Raw genomic sequence first — 16,438 nt, 5'->3', positions numbered from 1 at the left:
TCTTCGGTCCTTTCGAGACGGGAGGGATCGGATCGGTGGGAGCCTAGCCGATTTTCGACCGCTTGGTAACAAAATGCGGATGCCTCGCCGCCGGTAGCCTCGAGACGATGAGGATGCCGCGATGAACCAGGAGCCCGAGGCCGGCGTGCCGACGGAGTTCGGCGATGCCCCGGCCCCCGCCCGCCAGGCGCGCACCGCCGCGACCCGCGCCCGCATCCTCGACGCGGCGACCGACGCCTTCGTCGCCGACGGCATCGCCGCCGTCTCGCTGCGAGACGTCGCGTCGCTCGCGGGCATCACGCACCCCGGACTCCTGCGCCACTTCGGCTCGAAGGACGCCCTGCTCGGCGCGGTCGTCGAACGCCTCGATCGCGAGAACACCGAGTGGATCGAACGGCTCGAACTCTCCCAGGACTCGCTCGGCATGGCGGCTCTCGCGGAGCACAACGCCGGCACGCCCGGCTATCTCGAGCTCTACACGGCACTCGCCGGCGAGGCGACGAGCCGCTCCCACCCCGCGCACGACCACCTGAGGGCGCGTTACGCGCGAGTGCGCGGTGCGATCGCCGATCAGTTGGCCGCGTCGAACGTGCGGCCCGGGATCGACCCCGGGACGCAGGCGGCACTCGTGGTCGCAGCCTGGGACGGCCTGCAGCTGCAGCAGCGCTACGACCCGTCGATCGACGTCGTCGCTCGCCTCGAGCAGCACGAGCGTTGGTTGCTGGGCGCCCCGATCGTCGTCGACGACGCGGAACGGACGGCTCCGGCCGAACCGGTCCAGCCGACCGTCATCGTCGAGGCGGACGACCCGGCGGATCTCCCGGAGACGGCCGGGCGACCGGGCCGGCCCGGCGGGCCGGACGGGCCGAGCGGGGCGGGGCGGCCGGGCGGGCCGGGCCGGCTCGGCCGCGAGCGTCGGGCGCAGATCACGGCGAGCGCCATCGAGCTGTTCGCCCGGAGCGGCTACCACGGCACGAGCCTCCGCGAGCTCGCCGAGCGCACCGGGATGTCGAAGGCGACGCTCCTGCACCACATCGGTTCGAAGGACGAGCTGCTGATCTCGGTGCTGCGGTTGCGCGATCGGCGCACCATCTCGCCCGAGCCCGCCGGCGCCTCAGCCGTCGAGCGGCTCTACCGTCTCGCCGACACCGCCGATCGCACCGCGAGCGCCGAGCCGGGACTCATCGAGCTCTACGCGGTGCTCTCCTGCGAGGGCGCCACGCCGGGGCATCCCGCCCACGACTACTTCGCGCGCCGGTTCCGCGAGAGCCGCCGGTACTTCGTCAACCTGTTCCGTCGCATGCGCGACGAAGGCGCACTGCGCGACGATCGCAGCCCGTCCCACGAGGCGGCCTGGTTGCCCGCGGTGTGGGACGGCCTGCAGATCCAATGGCTCTACGACCCGACCGTCGACGTCGGCGCCCACCTGCGTGCGCACTTCGACGACCTGGTCGTGACGGATGCGCGACCGGCGACCCGCGCGCGATGACGTCTCAGGCGCCGGCGACCACCGAGATGAGTGCGTCGCCGTAGGCCTCGCGCTTCTTGGCGCCGATACCCGTGATGCCGTCGAGTTCGGCGAGGCTCGCCGGTTTCGCCACGGCCACAGCTCGAAGGGTCGCGTCGCCGAAGACGATGTAGGCCGGCACCCCCTGTTCGCGCGCCTCGCCGGCGCGCCAGGCGCGGAGTCGTTCGAACAGCTCGGCCTGCGCCGGCTCGAGGTCGGCCGCGGCGGGCGCCGCTTTCGCCCGCGAGCGCGGGGCGCGCTCGACCTCGGTGCGCAGCATGACGGTGCGCCGGCCCGAGAGTACGTCGCTCGCGGCATCGGTGATCGTGAGCGTGCCGTACTCGCCCTGGGTCGCGAGCAGCCCCTGCGCGAGCAGTTGCCGCACGATCCCGCGCCACTGCTGTTCGCTGAGGTCTTGCCCGAGCCCCCACGTCGAGAGGTCGTCGTGGCCGTACTGGCGCACGCGCGGTGTCTCCTTGGCGCGGAGGATGTCGATGAGGTGCCCCGCGCCGAACTGCTGGCGCCGCTCGCGCTTGAGCCGCACGATCGTCGACATGAGCTTCTGCGCCGGCACCGTGCCGTCCCACGAGGCGGGCGGCTCGAGGCACGTGTCGCAGTTGCCGCACGGCTCGGACGCCTCGCCGAAGTAGGCGAGCAGGTTCTGCCGGCGGCACTGCACGGTCTCGCAGAGCGCGAGCATCGCGTCGAGGTGGGCCGACATGCGCCGCCGGTGGGCCAGGTCGCCGGGGCTCTCGTCGATCATGCGCCGCTGCTGCACGACGTCTTGCAGGCCGTAGGCGAGCCACGCCGTCGCCGGCGCCCCGTCGCGGCCGGCGCGCCCCGTCTCCTGGTAGTAGCCCTCGACCGACTTCGGCAGGTCGACGTGGGCGACGAACCGCACGTCGGGCTTGTCGATGCCCATGCCGAACGCGATCGTCGCGACGACCACGACGCCGTCTTCGCGGAGGAAGCGGTCTTGCGTCGAACGCCGCAGCTCGGGGTCGAGACCTGCGTGGTACGGCAGTGCGTTGATGCCGTTGGCGGCGAGGAACGCCGCGATCTTCTCCGTGCTCGCCCGGCTGAGCGCGTACACGATGCCCGGCACGGCATTGCCCTGCGCGTCGACGCCCTCGCTGCGCACGAAGTCGAGCAGCTGCTTGCGCACCTCGAGCTTGGGCGCGATGCGGTACTGGATGTTCGGTCGGTCGAAGCTCGAGACGAAGTGCTTCGCGGCACCGAGCGAGAGCCGCTCGGTGATCTCGCGGTGCGTCGTCTCGGTCGCGGTCGCGGTGAGCGCGATGCGCGGCACGTCGGGCCAGCGCTCGGCGAGCTCGGAGAGCGCGAGGTAGTCGGGACGGAAGTCGTGACCCCACTGGGCGACGCAGTGCGCCTCGTCGATCGCGAACAGGGCGACCGTGCCGCGGGCGAGCAGCTGCTTCGCCCCCTCGGTGTTCAGGCGCTCGGGCGCGATGTAGAGCAGGTCGAGCTCGCCCGCGAGGTAGGCGCGCTCGACGGCGGCGCGCTCGGCCGGCTGCTGGCTCGAGTTGAGGTACGCGGCACGCACGCCGTTGCGCACGAGCGCGTCGACCTGGTCGTGCATGAGGGCGATGAGCGGCGACACCACGACGCCCGTGCCCTCGCGGAGGAGTGCCGGGATCTGGTAGCAGAGGCTCTTGCCGCCGCCGGTCGGCATGAGCACGACGGCGTCGCCGCCTGCCGCGACCTGTTCGATGATCGCCGCCTGCTCGCCGCGGAACGCGTCGTAGCCGAAGACCGTGTGCAGCGCCTCGAGCGCCGTCGGGAAGCGAGCCGGCGCGGCCACGGCGGGGCGCTGCAGGCCGGATGCCTCGTGCATCGGCTGCTGGCTCGAGAACCCCCGACCGGGGCCGGACGAAAGGTTCGGAGCACCGGCGTCGGGTGCGCCCCAGGCGACCGCGCCGCCGCGGTACTCATCGGGCGGGGGCGGCGGAGCCCAGTCGTCGTCGGGCGGCGGGGCGAACTCGTCGGGGTCGAACGGGACCTCGTCGCTCCAGTCGGGTTCGGCGCTCCAGCTCACCCGGCGAGTCTACCCAGCGCCCCCGACGCGCGGCCCGGGTGCGGCCGAACCTCGCCGGCCGGAGGCATCCGGTTCGCTGTGGAGGACGGGTCGCGGACCCGTGCATGCGAACGGGGCCGGGTGCAGATGCACCCGGCCCCGTCCGTGTCGGATTCGGGTCAGCCGACGTTGAGGGTGAACGAGCTCACCGTGCCGGTGGCCGGCACCGTGATGTCGAACACGGTCGGGCCGCTCGCGCCCGCGGGAATCGCGAACGTGACGGTCGCCTTGCCGATCTCGTCCACCGTGGGGGTGTACACCCGCGAGACCGAAGCCTGCGTGATCTCGGTTCCGCCCTGCGAGATGACGACGGTGCCGGCAGCCGGCTCGCTGCGGCTGAAGTCGAGCGACGACAGCAGCACCGTGACGGTCTCGCCCGGCGCGTAGGTGCCGTCGCCCTGGTCGTCGACACCGACGGCACGCTGGGCGTTGTCGGGCGTGATGGTGTGATCGGGTGCAGCCTCGAAGTAGTCGACCATCGATTCGAGGTCGATCTTGCCCGAGTCGGCCTTGTTCGCGCCCTTGCCGAGGGTGAAGAAGTTGTCACCACCGGCTGCGAGGAACGAGTTCGCCCCCACCAGGTAGACCGTGTCCGGGTCGATCGGCTCACCGTTCAGCAGCACCGAGGTGATGTGCTTCGCTCCGACGGGGACCGTCGGGTCGTAGGTGTACGTGAGCTCCTTGTTCACGCCGAGCTTCAGGAACGGACGCGACGAGCCGGTGGGCTGCCACTGCTCCTCGAGCACCTGCATGACCTGCGCACCCGTGAGCTCGAGCGTGACGAGCGTGTTCGCGAAGGGCTGCACGTTGGCGGCCTGACGGTAGGTGACCGTGCCCGAAGCCAGGTCGGCGCGCAGGCCGCCCGGGTTCATGAACGCGATGTCGACCTTGTCGGCTTCCGGACGGTCCTCGTTCAGCGACCAGAGCTGCACGTCGGCGACGAGGTTGCCGAGCGTGGACTCTCCGCCGCGGTTCTCGGGGAACGACGACGCACCCGCCGGGTCGGAGGCGACCGCACGCCCGAACGCACCGTTTGCCGTGCCGAGCTCGACGCTGCCGAGCTGGTCGGCGACCTTGACGGCCTCGTCGACGATGGGCTTCACCGCGGGGTCGTCCTGGAAGAGCGGCGTCGTGCCGTCCATGAGGTTGAAGATCTCGTTCTTCATCGTGAACGTCTTCGTCTTGCGGTCCCACTGGATGTCCATCTTGCTGTACCGCTCGCCGTACTGGCCGCTCGAGATGACCGGCATGGGGGCGTGGTCGGCGCGCTTCACGACGTGGTTGTACGCGAGGTGCGTGTGCCCCGAGACGACCGCGTCGACGTTGTCGTCGACACCGAGCACGATCTTGCCGAAGCGCGAGGCCGGGTCGACCGCCGACGAGATGTCGGTCGTCGCCGCGCCCTCGTGCACGAGGGCGATGACGATGTCGGCCTCGCCGTTCTCGTCGTTGCCGTCGCTCAGCTGGTCGGCCACGCGGTTGATCGCCGTGGTCGGGTCCTCCACCGAGATGTCCGCGATGCCCGCCGGGCTCACGAGCGACTCGAGCTCGTCGGTGACCGCACCCACGAAGCCGATGGTCACGCCGTCGAACTCCTGGGTGAAGTACTCGGGCAGCGCGGCGTCGCCGGTCGTCTTGTCACGGATGTTGGCGCCGAGGTACTCCCAGTCGGCCATCGGCATCACACGCTCGGTCAGGTCTGCGAAGCCCTGGTCGAACTCGTGGTTGCCGACCGAGCTCACGTCGAGACCGGCGGCGTTGAGCGCCTTGATGGTCGGCTCGTCCTGCTGGATGAACGACGTGAAGGTCGAGGCGCCGATCATGTCACCGGCGGCCGCGAACACGGTGTTCGGGTTGCCGGCGCGGATCTGCTTCACCGCCGTCGAGAGCGCGGCGATGCCGCCCGACGGGGCCGACTGCTCGATGCGACCGTGGAAGTCGTTCACCGTGACGAGGTCGATGTCGACCTTGCCGGGAACGGCCTCGGATCCGACGCCGACGAGGATCGGGTCGTGGTCGCTCGATCGGAACGCCGTGGCCTCGTCGACCGTCTCCGCGGCAGGACCCCAGTACTCGCGACCCGCCCACTCGGGCGAGTTGATCGACCAGACCGCGGTCTTCTGCACCCGGCTCGCCGCGGCGGGCGAGGCGATCACGTGGTCGAGCGAGCCGAGCTCGCCGTCGAACGTGTAGGTGTACTGGCCGCGAGCCTTGCTGAACACGAGGTCGGTCCACCCGGCGTCGGTGAAGACCTTGATCGGGTCCTCCTTGGCGTACGAGTTGAAGTCGCCGACGAGGTAGATCGCGTTCTTGCGGTCTTCCGAGAGGGAGTTCGCGAAGGCGAGCAGCGACTGCGCCTGCTTCACGCGCTCGTCATTGAAGGCGTCCTGGCCCTCCTGGGGTGTCGGGTCGGTGCCGCTCTTCGACTTGAAGTGGTTGGCGATGACCGTCACGAACTGCTTGCCGTACTTGAACGTCTGGGCGATCGGCTCGCGCGCGATGTCCCACACGGTCTCGTCGATGATCGTCTGCGCCTCGCCGCTCGGCTTGACCGTGGCGGGCTTGTAGATGATCGCGTTCGTGATGACGTCGGTGATCGCGGCGTCGTGCAGCGCCGTGGGCGTCGTCACGTACTTCCACGTGCCGGCGCCGGCGTCGGCGTTGAGCCCCGCGACGAGGTTCGCGAGCGCCTCGTCGGGCGTCTCGCCGAGGGCCGCCGAGTTCTCGATCTCCTGCAGCGCCACCACGTCGGCATCGAGGCTGTTGATCGCCGCGATGATCTTCGCCTTCTGCACGGCGAACTCCTCGGCGGTGTCCGCGCCGCGCGCCTCGGAGTTCTCCGACGTGAGCGTCGTGAAGTAGTTGAGCACGTTGAACGACGCGACCGTGATGTCGCCGCCGACGGCGGGAACCGCGGGGCGCGGGTTCGACGCCGTGTACGTCGGCTTGAGCGAAGCGGGGCTCGCGTCGTTGATCGGGGTCGTCGGCTGCAGGCGCCACTCGTTGAAGCCCCAGCCGAGCACGTAGCCGGCGGTCGGGAACTTCACCGTGTCGCCGTTGCGCACGACGGTGCCCTTGGTGAAGTAGGGCTGGTCGCCCGGGTGCGCCGGGTTGTCGGTGCCGTTCGAGTTGCGCACGGCGATGCTGTAGCCGTCGTCGAGCAGGATGCGGCTGGCCTTGTTGGCCGCGGCGATGTCGCTCGCCGCCTTGGTGCCCGGCCGCTGCGTCTCGGTCGACTTGACCGGCATGTTCGCGCCCGCGTTCAGCCAGAGCTCGCCGAAGCGGTTGAGGTTGTGGCTCGAGATGACCTTGTAGGTGCCGTCGGGCACGACGAGCATGCCCTCGAAGACCTCGCGCGCCGCGTTGCCGACGGCCGTCGCGGGGAGCTTGGTCACTGCGGGGAGCCCTGCGTCCTCCTGCAGGAGCACGACGTCGGCCGCGGTCGCGGGCCTGACCTGGGTCTGGCCGTTGAACTCCTCGACGACGCCGGTGACGCTCACCTTGTCGCCGATCTCGACGGCGGGGTTCTCGCCGTGGAGGTAGACGAAGACGCCGTCGGAGGCCTTGGGGGTGGTGTCGGCGCCCGGAGTCTGGATGTAGATGCCGGCGTAGCCGCCCTCGCGGTGGTCGGCCGTGACGACGCCCTCGGTGACGACGGCCTTGCCCACGAGCGGGCTCGCCGCGACGTCGGTGCCCTGGATCTGGGCGATCGTCTTGGCGACGGGCAGGATGGGGCCGCTCGGGCTGCCCGAGTTCTGCGGGGTCGGGGTCGACGTGAAGGTGAAGTCCTTCGAGTTGTCGTTCGTGTCCTTGGCGCCGGTGCGCGTGATGCTGCCGGGCACGCCGTTGGTCCCCGGATACGCGGCAACCGCGGTCTCGAAGGAACTTGACGTGCCGTACCCGACGAAGTCCACGACCTGCTCGTTGCTGGTGATCGAACCGGTGCCCGGGTTGATCGCACTCGACGTCTTGGCGAGGTAGATCGAGCCGGTCGTACCGCTCACGAGGACATTCGTGAACGATGCGTCCGTCGCCGGAAGCCCGGCTCCGACGCTGCCGTTGCTGTTCAGCCCGATGAGGTAGTAGCCGCCCGACTTGATCGTGCCGGTCAGCGCACCGACGCCGTTGGCATTGCCCGTTCCGGTTCCGGAGCGATACTGGATCGACCAGCCCGAGAGCGAGATGTCGGCGTTCGTCGGGTTGTACAGCTCGACGAACTTGTGAGTGAACGGCTGATTGTCACTTCCTCCGCGCCCGTACACCTCGTTGATCACCACACCCGAGCCGTCGGGCGCGGCGAACGCGGGCGCGGCGCCGAGCACCCCGGCGACGAGCGTGCCCGCAGCGGCCAGGGCCACCGCGGACAAGCAATTGACTGTGCGACGTTGCATGACTCTCCTCATCGGACGACCACGCCAGCCTCGGATTCGGCGCTGAGTCGAGCGCGCCGGCGGCTGGGCGATGTTCCGTAGCCTAAGTCCGGCCTCCGACCCTGCCAAGGGGATTCAGGCCCTGTTCGCCGCGATTTCATAACGGAATTCGGGCCGCCTGCTCAGATGAGCAATCGCCCCGGAGAAGCCCGCGCGAATGAGCACGATCGGGGCCGGATACGCTGGACCGACCATGCTCACCGCCTTCCTGTCGCTCACCGGAGCGTTCGTCTTCGGGGCGGCCGACTTCCTCGGCGGACTCGCGGCGAAGCGCCTCGGCGCCGTGCTCGCGACGGCGGTCTCGGGCCTCGTCGGCTTCCTCGCGCTGGGCGTCGCCGCCCCGCTCGTCGGCGGCACCTGGACACCCGACGACCTCTGGTGGGGTGCTGCAGCCGGCGTCGCCGGCGCGGTCGCCATCGGCCTGCTCTACGCGTGCCTCGCGATCGGTCCGATGTCGATCCTCTCGCCGCTCACGGCGCTCGTCTCGGCGGTCGTGCCGATGGCGTGGGGGCTCGCGACGGGCGGTTCGCTCGGCCCGCTCGCGTACTGGGCGCTCGGCATCGCCCTGATCGCCGTCGTACTCGTGGGGTTCGTGCCCGAGCGCGGCGCGGTGCGGCCGAGCGTCACCGGCATCGTCATGGGCATCGGCTCGGGCGCGGCGATCGGCGCGTTCTTCATCATCATCGACCAGACCTCCGACGAGAGCGGCCTGTGGCCCCTCCTCGTCAACAGCGCGGTGACCGCGGCGATCATGTTCGCGGTCGCTGGCGGGCTCGCGCTGCGGGCGCGTTCGACGGCGGCACGGATGCCTCGGGCCGAGGCCGCCCGGACGATCGACGCCGACCGCGCCGACCCGGAAGCCGGAACGGCTGCCGCCGGCGTGCTCACCGCGGTCGAACGATCCGCGGCGGCCCGCCGGAGCGGCCTCCGCATCGCGGTCGCGTGCGGGCTCGTCAACGCCGCGGCGAACACGCTGCTCCTGCTCGGGATCCGGGCGGGCGAGCTCGCGATCGCCGCCGTGCTCGGCGCGATGTACCCGGCCGGCACCATCCTGCTCGCCGCGCTCGTGCTCAAGGAGCGCATCGCGCCCGTGCAGTGGGCCGGGCTCGTGCTCGCGCTCGTCGCCGCGGGCATGCTCGCCGTGGCGTAGCCGCCATCGCCGGTAGTAGCGCGCGACGAAGGAGCACGACCTTCGCCGGTCGAGTAGCGCGCGACGAAGGAGCACGACCTTCGCCGGTCGAGTAGCGCGCGACGAAGGAGCACGCGTATCGAGACCGAGTTCCCAGTGGCCTCGAGAAGCTCCTTCGTCGCTGCCTCGACCGGCCAGGCTCAGAGGCGCACGACCTCGGTGACGCGCACGACGGCGACGCCCTCCTCGGCCGACGCCTCGAGGTCGACCTCCGCGCGGATCCGCCAGTCGTGGTCGCCCGCCGGGTCGTCGATCGTCTGCTCGACGCGCCACATTCCGTTGGAGGCATCCACCTCGTCGATGGCGACCATGCGCGGCGAGCGGGCCGCCGGCCCTGTGCCGATCTCGTCGTGCTCGGCGTAGTAGCGGTCGAGCGCACCGGGCCAGTCGGCCTCGGGGTCGAGCTCGGCGAGCTCCTCGTCGCGCTCGAGGGCGGCGAGCTGCACCCGCCGGAACAGCTCGTTGCGCACGAGCACCGTGAACGCCCGCCGATTGGTGACGACCGAGGGCGGCGCGGGCGGCACCACCGCCCGCTCGTCCTCCGGCAGGTGCGCGCTGGGATCGATGAGCTCGGCCCACTCGTCGACGAGGCTCGAGTCGACCTGGCGCACGAGCTCGCCGAGCCATTCGATGACGTCGTAGAGCTCCTCGTCCTTCGCGTCGTCGGGCACGGTCTGGCGGACCGCGCGGAACGCGTCGGAGAGATAGCGCAGCACGAGGCCCTCGCTGCGCGCCAGCTGGTAGTACGAGACGTATTCTCCGAACGACATGCTGCGCTCGAACATGTCGCGCACGACCGACTTGGGCGAGAGCTCGAAGTCGCGCACCCACGGCTGGCTCGACGCGAACGTCTCGAACGCCTGGTGCAGCAGGTCGTCGAGCGGCTTCGGCCAGGTGACCTCCTCGAGCGCCTCCATTCGCTGCTCGTACTCCACCCCGTCCTGCTTCATCGCCGCGACGGCCTCGCCGCGGGCCTTGAACTGCTGCTGCGAGAGGATCGGCCGCGGGTCGTCGAGGGTCGACTCGATGACCGACACGACGTCGAGGGCGTAGTGGCCCGTCGCGATGCCCGTGCCGGGCGCGGCTTCGGGATCGAGGAGCTCGATCGCCGCGAGGGCAAACGGCGAGAGCGGTTGGTTGAGCGCGAAGTTCGGCTGCAGCTCGACGGTGAGGTGGAGTTCGACGCCGAGCCCGCCGCCCGCCGGGTGTTTCCGTTCCGACCGAGCGTCGCTGTCCGCGCGGGCACCCTCGGTCGGAACGGAAACACTCGACGAACCGGCCGGCGCGATCACGACGACACCGGCGTCGCGAAGGGTGCGCAGGATCTCGAGCGCGCGACGCGCGAGCTCGAACTGCCGCGCGCGCGACTCGTGGTTGTCGAAGGCGAGGGCGCGGATGTCGGCGACGACGTCGCCGCCGCGCGCGATGACGTTGATGAGCATCGCCGCGGTCAGCTGGAGGTGCGGGGTGAGCGCCTCGGGCACCGCGGCGATGAGCCGCTCGAACGAGACCTCGCTCCACGTCACGAAGCCGGCGGGCGCCTTCTTGCGCACGACCTTCTTGAGCTTCTTCGGGTCGTCGCCCGCCTTGCGCAGGGCCGTCTCGTTCTCGATCTCGTGCTCGGGCGCGAGCACGACCACGGTGCCCGCGGTGTCGTAGCCGGCCCGGCCGGCGCGACCGGCGATCTGGTGGAACTCGCGCGCGCTGAGCTGCCGCATGCGCTGCCCGTCGAACTTCGAGAGCTGCGTGATCAGCACCGACCGGATCGGCACGTTGATGCCGACGCCGAGCGTGTCGGTGCCGCAGATGACCCGAAGGAGACCCCGCTGGGCGAGCGTCTCGACGAGCCGGCGATAACGCGGAAGCATCCCCGCGTGGTGCACGCCGATGCCGGCGCGAACGAGCCGTGACAGGGTCTTGCCGAACGCCGTCGTGAACCGGAACCCGCCGATCGCCTCGGCGATCTCGTCGCGCTGCTCGCGGGTCACCACCCGGATCGACGACAGCGCCTGGGCCCGCTCCATCGCGGCGGCCTGCGAGAAGTGCACGATGTACACGGGCGCCTGCCGGGTGCCGAGCAGCTCCTCGACGGTCTCCTGCACGGGCGTCTTCGCGTACGAGAAGTGCAGCGGCACGGGCCGCTCGACGCCCGTCACCTGGGCCGTCGACCGCCCCGTCCGACGCGAGAGGTCGTCGGCGATCGCCTCGACGTCGCCGAGCGTCGCCGACATGAGGATGAACTGCACCCGCGGCAGCGTGATGAGCGGCACCTGCCACGCCCAGCCGCGGTCGGAGTCGCCGTAGAAGTGGAACTCGTCCATCACGACCTGGTCGACGTCGGCGTCCGCCCCGTGCCGCAGCGCGAGGTTCGCCAGGATCTCGGCGGTGCAGCAGATGATCGGCGCGTCGGCGTTGACCGAGCTGTCGCCCGTGACCATGCCCACGTTCTGCGCGCCGAAGATCTCGACGAGCTGGAAGAACTTCTCGCTCACGAGCGCCTTGATGGGCGCCGTGTAGTACGAGCGGCCGCCCCGGGCGACGCAGGTCGCGTGCGCGGCGACGGCGACGAGCGACTTGCCCGTGCCGGTCGGCGTCGAGAGGATGACGTTCGCCCTCGACACGATCTCGATGACCGCCTCGTCCTGCGCAGGGTAGAGCGCGAAGCCCCGGTCGTCGGCCCACTCGACGAAGGCGTCGTACATCGCGTCGGCATCGTACGGGCGCGGGGCTCGGTCGAGCAGTGGCTGGGTCACCCGTCGAGTCTGTCACGCGAGCACGGGGAAGCCGGCCGGCGCCTCGTTTCGGGTCCGAGGTGCCGGCCGGCCGTGATCGCCTCGACCCGCGGTGACAGTTCCCCCTGCAATGCCGCGGCGACGATCTGGTTCCAAGCTACGCGGCGGGCGTCGACCGGGGATCAGGGTTGTCCCTGAACGTCGTGCGGCGCCGCTCGGGGCGCGTCAGGCGGCGGGCCGCTCGGGGTGCGTCAGGCGGCCGGCCGCTCGGGGCGCGTCAGGCGCCCCTGCGCTTCGGGGCCTGCACCGTCGGCCGCCACACACCGCCGGGGTCGCCGCCCGTGACGAGCTCGACGACGGCCTCGACGAGCCGGAAGGGCAGCAGGGCCAGCAGCTGCACGAGCACGAGCGGTCCGAGCAGCGCGAGCGAGAAGGTGAGCGTCGCCACGAGGCCCGCGAGCCGCCCGTGCAGGAGCACGGCGACCGCGACGACCGGCCAGGCGAGCAGCCAGGCCGGGTTCCAGCAGGCGGCGACGGATGCCGCGACGAGTGCGAGCGCCCCGACCACGGACTGCACGACGAGCACCCGACCGCGCACGCCCCCGAACTGGCGCTCGCGATCGGCGGCGACCCACACGTGCATGAGGCGCGCCCGCAGTCGCGGCACCCCCTGCTCGCGGAGCGCGCTGTGGAACACCCGATCGTCCTCGCGCCGCTGCGCGAGCGCGGCCCGCGGGTCGCCCAGGGCGGCCGCCTCGCGCGACCGCGCGTCGTGCAGCACGGCCGGCGCCGACTGCCGCCCGTAGCTCGCGATCAGGCCCCACAGCGGCGTCGGCACCGAGGCGAGGTCGGTCGACGCGTCGGCGAGCGGGGATGCCTCGTGCCGCGCCGGCACCCGGTACCGTCGCCCCGTCTCGGGGTCGAGGTAGGTGAACGCCGCGGTCAGCTCGAACCGCGAGGCATCCGCCGGTCGTTGCGCGAGGCCGAGCTCGGCGAGCGGGGCACCGTCGTCGGCGAGGAACGGCATGGGCGACCTCCTTGGCTCTCCCCCATCATCGCGCCCCGGTCCGTCAGCCGAGGGAGTGCACGAGGGCGAGCCCGAGGAGCACCGGCAGGCAGCCGAGCGTCGTGATGAAGACGGTGTCGCGCGCGACGATCTCGGCGGTCTCGTAGCGCTGCGCGTAGTTGAACACGTTCTGCGCCGTCGGCAGGGCCGCGAGCACGGTGACCGCGTAGAGCGCCGTGTCGTCGAGCCCGAAGGCGAAGCGGCCCAGCAGCCAGGCGACCGCAGGCATCACGGCGAGCTTGAGGGCCGATGCGAGCAGCACGTCGCGCCGGCCGGTCCCGGCCGCGAGGAGGCGCTGTCCGTTGAGCGACATGCCGAACGAGATGAGCATGAGCGGCACGGCCGCGTGGCCGATGAGCTCGATCGGCTCGAGCACGATCGGCGGCAGCTCGATGCCCGCCACGGCGACCGCGACGCCGAGCAGCGAGCCGACGATGATCGGGTTCGTGAACGTCGACCGCACGATCTGCCAGGCCGAGGTGTTGCCCTGCACGCGGGCGCCGAGGATGGCGAGCGCGACCGGCGCGAAGAGCAGCAGCTGCAGCAGGACGATGGGCGCCGAGTACGCCGCATCGCCGAGCATGTAGACCGCGATCGGGATGCCGAAGTTGTTGCCGTTCACGTAGCCCGAGGCGAGCGAGCCGACCACCGTGCGCTCGAGGCTGCGGCGCCACACGAGCATCGCGACGAGCCCGAACACGAGCATCATCGTCACCGCGGCGAGCGCGGACACCGGCAGCAGCGCCGAGAACAGCGCCCCGACGTCGGCGGTCGCGAGCACCGAGAAGAGCAGGAACGGCGCGAGCACGCTGAAGTTCAGCCGTGCGAGGATCGGCCGCGCCTCGGGGCCGACGACGCCCGTGCGCGCGGCGAGCCACCCGACGAACACGGCGAGCGCGATCACCGCGAAGCCCGTGAACACCGATCCCATCGGCTCGAGCCTAGCCGCGGGGTCGTAGGCTCGAGATCGAGCGCACGGAATCGAAACGGGGCGGAGACGATGACCGGAGCTGACCATGCGGTATCCCTCGAGCTCGTGGACCGATGGTGGCGGGCCGCGAACTACCTGAGCGTCGGGCAGATCTACCTGATGCGCAACCCGCTGCTCGACGAGCCGCTCGCGGCCGGCGACATCAAGCCGCGCCTGCTCGGCCACTGGGGCACGTCGCCGGGACTCAACCTCGTCTACGCGCACCTCAACCGCGCGATCGTCGAGCGGGGCACGCCGACGCTGTACGTGTGCGGGCCCGGGCACGGCGGTCCCGCGATGGTCGCGAACGCGTGGCTCGACGGCACCTACTCCGAGCTGTTCCCCGAGGTCACGGCCGACCGCGAGGGCCTGGCGCGGCTGTTCCGGCAGTTCTCGTTCCCGGGCGGCATCCCCTCGCACGCGGCGCCCGAGACGCCGGGCTCGATCAACGAGGGCGGCGAGCTCGGCTACGCGCTCATGCACGCCTACGGCGCGGCGCTCGACAACCCCGATCTCGTGGTCGCGTGCGTCATCGGCGACGGCGAGGCCGAGACGGGGCCGCTCGCGGCGAGCTGGCGCGGCCACGCGTTCCTCGATCCGGCGACCGACGGCGCGGTGCTGCCCATCCTGCACCTCAACGGCTACAAGATCGCGAACCCGACGCTGCTCGCGCGCATCCCCGAGGCGGAGCTCGTCGACTTCTTCCGCGGCAACGGCTACGAGCCGCTGCTCGTCACGGGCGGCTTCGACGGCGAGGAGGCGATGGCGGTGCACGCGCGCCTGGCCGACGCGATCGACGTCGCGCACGACCGCATCGCGTCGATCAGGGCGGATGCCGCGGCGGGGGCGTTCTCGGAACGGGCCGCGCGGTGGCCCGCGATCGTGCTGCGCACGCCGAAGGGATGGACGGGCCCGGGCCTCGTCGACGGCGTGCAGGTCGAGGGCACCTTCCACGCCCACCAGGTGCCGCTCGCCGAGGTGCGCGAGAACGCGGGGCACCTCGCGATGCTCGACGACTGGCTGCGCTCGTACCGCCCCGACGAGCTGTTCGACGAGGCGGGCCGCCCGGTGCCCGAGCTCGAGGCGCTGCGCCCGTCGGCCGAGCTGCGGATGAGCGCGAGCCAGCACGCGAACGACGGCATCGTGCGCCCGCTCGAGCTGCCGCCGACGCGGCCGCACGCGGTCGACGTGCCCGCCGACGGGCGCGGCGTCACCGGCGAGGCGACTCGCGTGTTCGGCTCGTGGCTCGCCGACGTCGTGCGCGAGAACCCCGACACGTTCCGCCTGTTCGGGCCGGACGAGGTGCTGTCGAACCGGCTCGGCGCGGTCTTCGACGTCACCGACCGTGTGTGGGCCGAGGCGCTCGACCCGCTCGACGAGCACCTCGCGCGGCGCGGACGGGTGATCGAGGCCCTCAGCGAGCACCTCATGCAGGGCCTGCTCGAGGGGTACCTGCTCACGGGGCGGCACGGGCTCATCACGAGCTACGAGGCGTTCATCCACATCGTCGACTCGATGTTCAACCAGCACGCGAAGTGGCTCGAGTCGGCGAGCGACGTGCCATGGCGGGCGGATGTCGCGAGCCTCACCTACCTGCTGTCGTCGCACGTGTGGCGGCAGGACCACAACGGCTTCTCGCACCAGGACCCGGGGTTCCTGAACGTCGTCGTCAACAAGCAGGCCGACATCGTGCGCGTCTACCTGCCGCCCGACGCGAACACCCTCCTCGCGACGATGCGCCACGCGTTCGGCACGCGCAACCGCGTCAACGTCGTCGTCGCCGGCAAGCAGCCGCAGCAGCAGTGGCTCTCGGCCGACGAGGCCGACGCGCACGTCGAGGCCGGACTCGGGGTCTGGCCCTGGGCGGGCAACGAACCCGGGTTCGACGCTGCCGACCCCGAGGCGTCCACGCCCGGCGTCGTGCTCGCGTGCGCGGGCGACGTGCCCACGGTCGAGGCGATCGCCGCGGCGCAGCTGCTGCGCGAGCGGCTGCCCGACCTGCGGGTTCGCCTCGTCAACGTGGTCGACCTGATGCGGCTGCAGGACCCGGCGCACCACCCGCACGGACTCGCCGACGCCGAGTTCGACACCCTCTTCACGACGTCGGCACCGGTGATCTTCGCGTTCCACGGGTACCCGTCGCTCATCCACCAGCTCGCCTACCGGCGCACGAACCACCGGAACCTGCACGTGCGCGGCTTCGCGGAGCGCGGCACGACGACGACGCCGTTCGACATGCTGCACCTCAACGATCTCGACCGGTACCGGCTCGCGCTCGACGTCGTGCGCCGGGTGCCCGGCCTGGCGGCCCGGCCCGGCGTCGCCGAGCTCGCGGAGGAATGGCACACCGCGCGCGTGGCCGCCCGCGAGTACGCGTACGAGCACGGCGAGGACCCGGACTGGATCACGCGGTGGCGGTTCGAGGCGCGGCCCGACTGACGCGGCGCTC

8 protein-coding genes are annotated in these 16,438 nt (G+C 71.3%); 3 read left to right on the top strand and 5 right to left on the bottom strand.

All coding sequences use genetic code 11. The features are described 5' to 3' along the window. Positions 1-121: 121 nt before the first annotated feature. Positions 122-1,489 (top strand): TetR/AcrR family transcriptional regulator, encoded by a 1,368-nt coding sequence (locus AC3RJ7_RS02290; RefSeq protein ID WP_491454236.1) that lies wholly within the window; start codon positions 122-124, stop codon positions 1,487-1,489. A 4-nt stretch (positions 1,490-1,493) separates the two neighbouring features. Here the strand turns inward: AC3RJ7_RS02290 and recQ are convergent, their stop codons facing one another. Both recQ and AC3RJ7_RS02280 read right to left on the bottom strand, forming a co-directional pair. Further along, positions 1,494-3,362, bottom strand: a complete 1,869-nt coding sequence (recQ, locus tag AC3RJ7_RS02285; protein WP_491455215.1) for a DNA helicase RecQ — start codon at positions 3,360-3,362, stop codon at positions 1,494-1,496. Positions 3,363-3,721: 359 nt separating this feature from the next. Further along, entirely contained in the window at positions 3,722-7,960 is a 4,239-nt protein-coding gene (locus AC3RJ7_RS02280; protein WP_491455214.1) for an ExeM/NucH family extracellular endonuclease, read from the bottom strand. 265 nt (positions 7,961-8,225) lie between these two features. Here AC3RJ7_RS02280 and AC3RJ7_RS02275 point away from each other — a divergent pair, with 265 nt between their 5' ends. Continuing rightward, a complete protein-coding gene (locus AC3RJ7_RS02275) occupies positions 8,226-9,182 on the top strand; it encodes an EamA family transporter (protein ID WP_491454235.1) in 957 nt (318 codons plus the stop codon). 179 nt (positions 9,183-9,361) lie between these two features. Here AC3RJ7_RS02275 and AC3RJ7_RS02270 read toward each other — a convergent pair whose 3' ends face one another. From AC3RJ7_RS02270 to AC3RJ7_RS02260, 3 genes are all read right to left on the bottom strand, one after another. Beyond that, positions 9,362-11,974 (bottom strand): DEAD/DEAH box helicase, encoded by a 2,613-nt coding sequence (locus AC3RJ7_RS02270; RefSeq protein WP_491454234.1) that lies wholly within the window; start codon positions 11,972-11,974, stop codon positions 9,362-9,364. Positions 11,975-12,230: 256 nt separating this feature from the next. Continuing rightward, positions 12,231-12,980 carry a DUF1353 domain-containing protein gene (locus AC3RJ7_RS02265; RefSeq protein WP_491454233.1) on the bottom strand — a complete coding sequence of 250 codons (750 nt, stop codon included), beginning with the start codon at positions 12,978-12,980 and terminating at the stop codon, positions 12,231-12,233. 43 nt (positions 12,981-13,023) lie between these two features. Then, a complete protein-coding gene (locus AC3RJ7_RS02260; RefSeq protein WP_491454232.1) occupies positions 13,024-13,950 on the bottom strand; it encodes an AEC family transporter in 927 nt (308 codons plus the stop codon). Between the two features lie 69 nt (positions 13,951-14,019). On the opposite strand from AC3RJ7_RS02260, the gene AC3RJ7_RS02255 reads away from it, so the two are divergent. Then, positions 14,020-16,428 carry a phosphoketolase family protein gene (locus tag AC3RJ7_RS02255; protein WP_491454231.1) on the top strand — a complete coding sequence of 803 codons (2,409 nt, stop codon included), beginning with the start codon at positions 14,020-14,022 and terminating at the stop codon, positions 16,426-16,428. Positions 16,429-16,438: the final 10 nt, after the last annotated feature.

The sequence above is a fragment of the Agromyces solani genome (assembly GCF_058349925.1).
The sequence above is the reverse complement of the archived record's forward strand: the minus strand, read 5'-3'. Positions and strand labels throughout refer to the sequence as shown.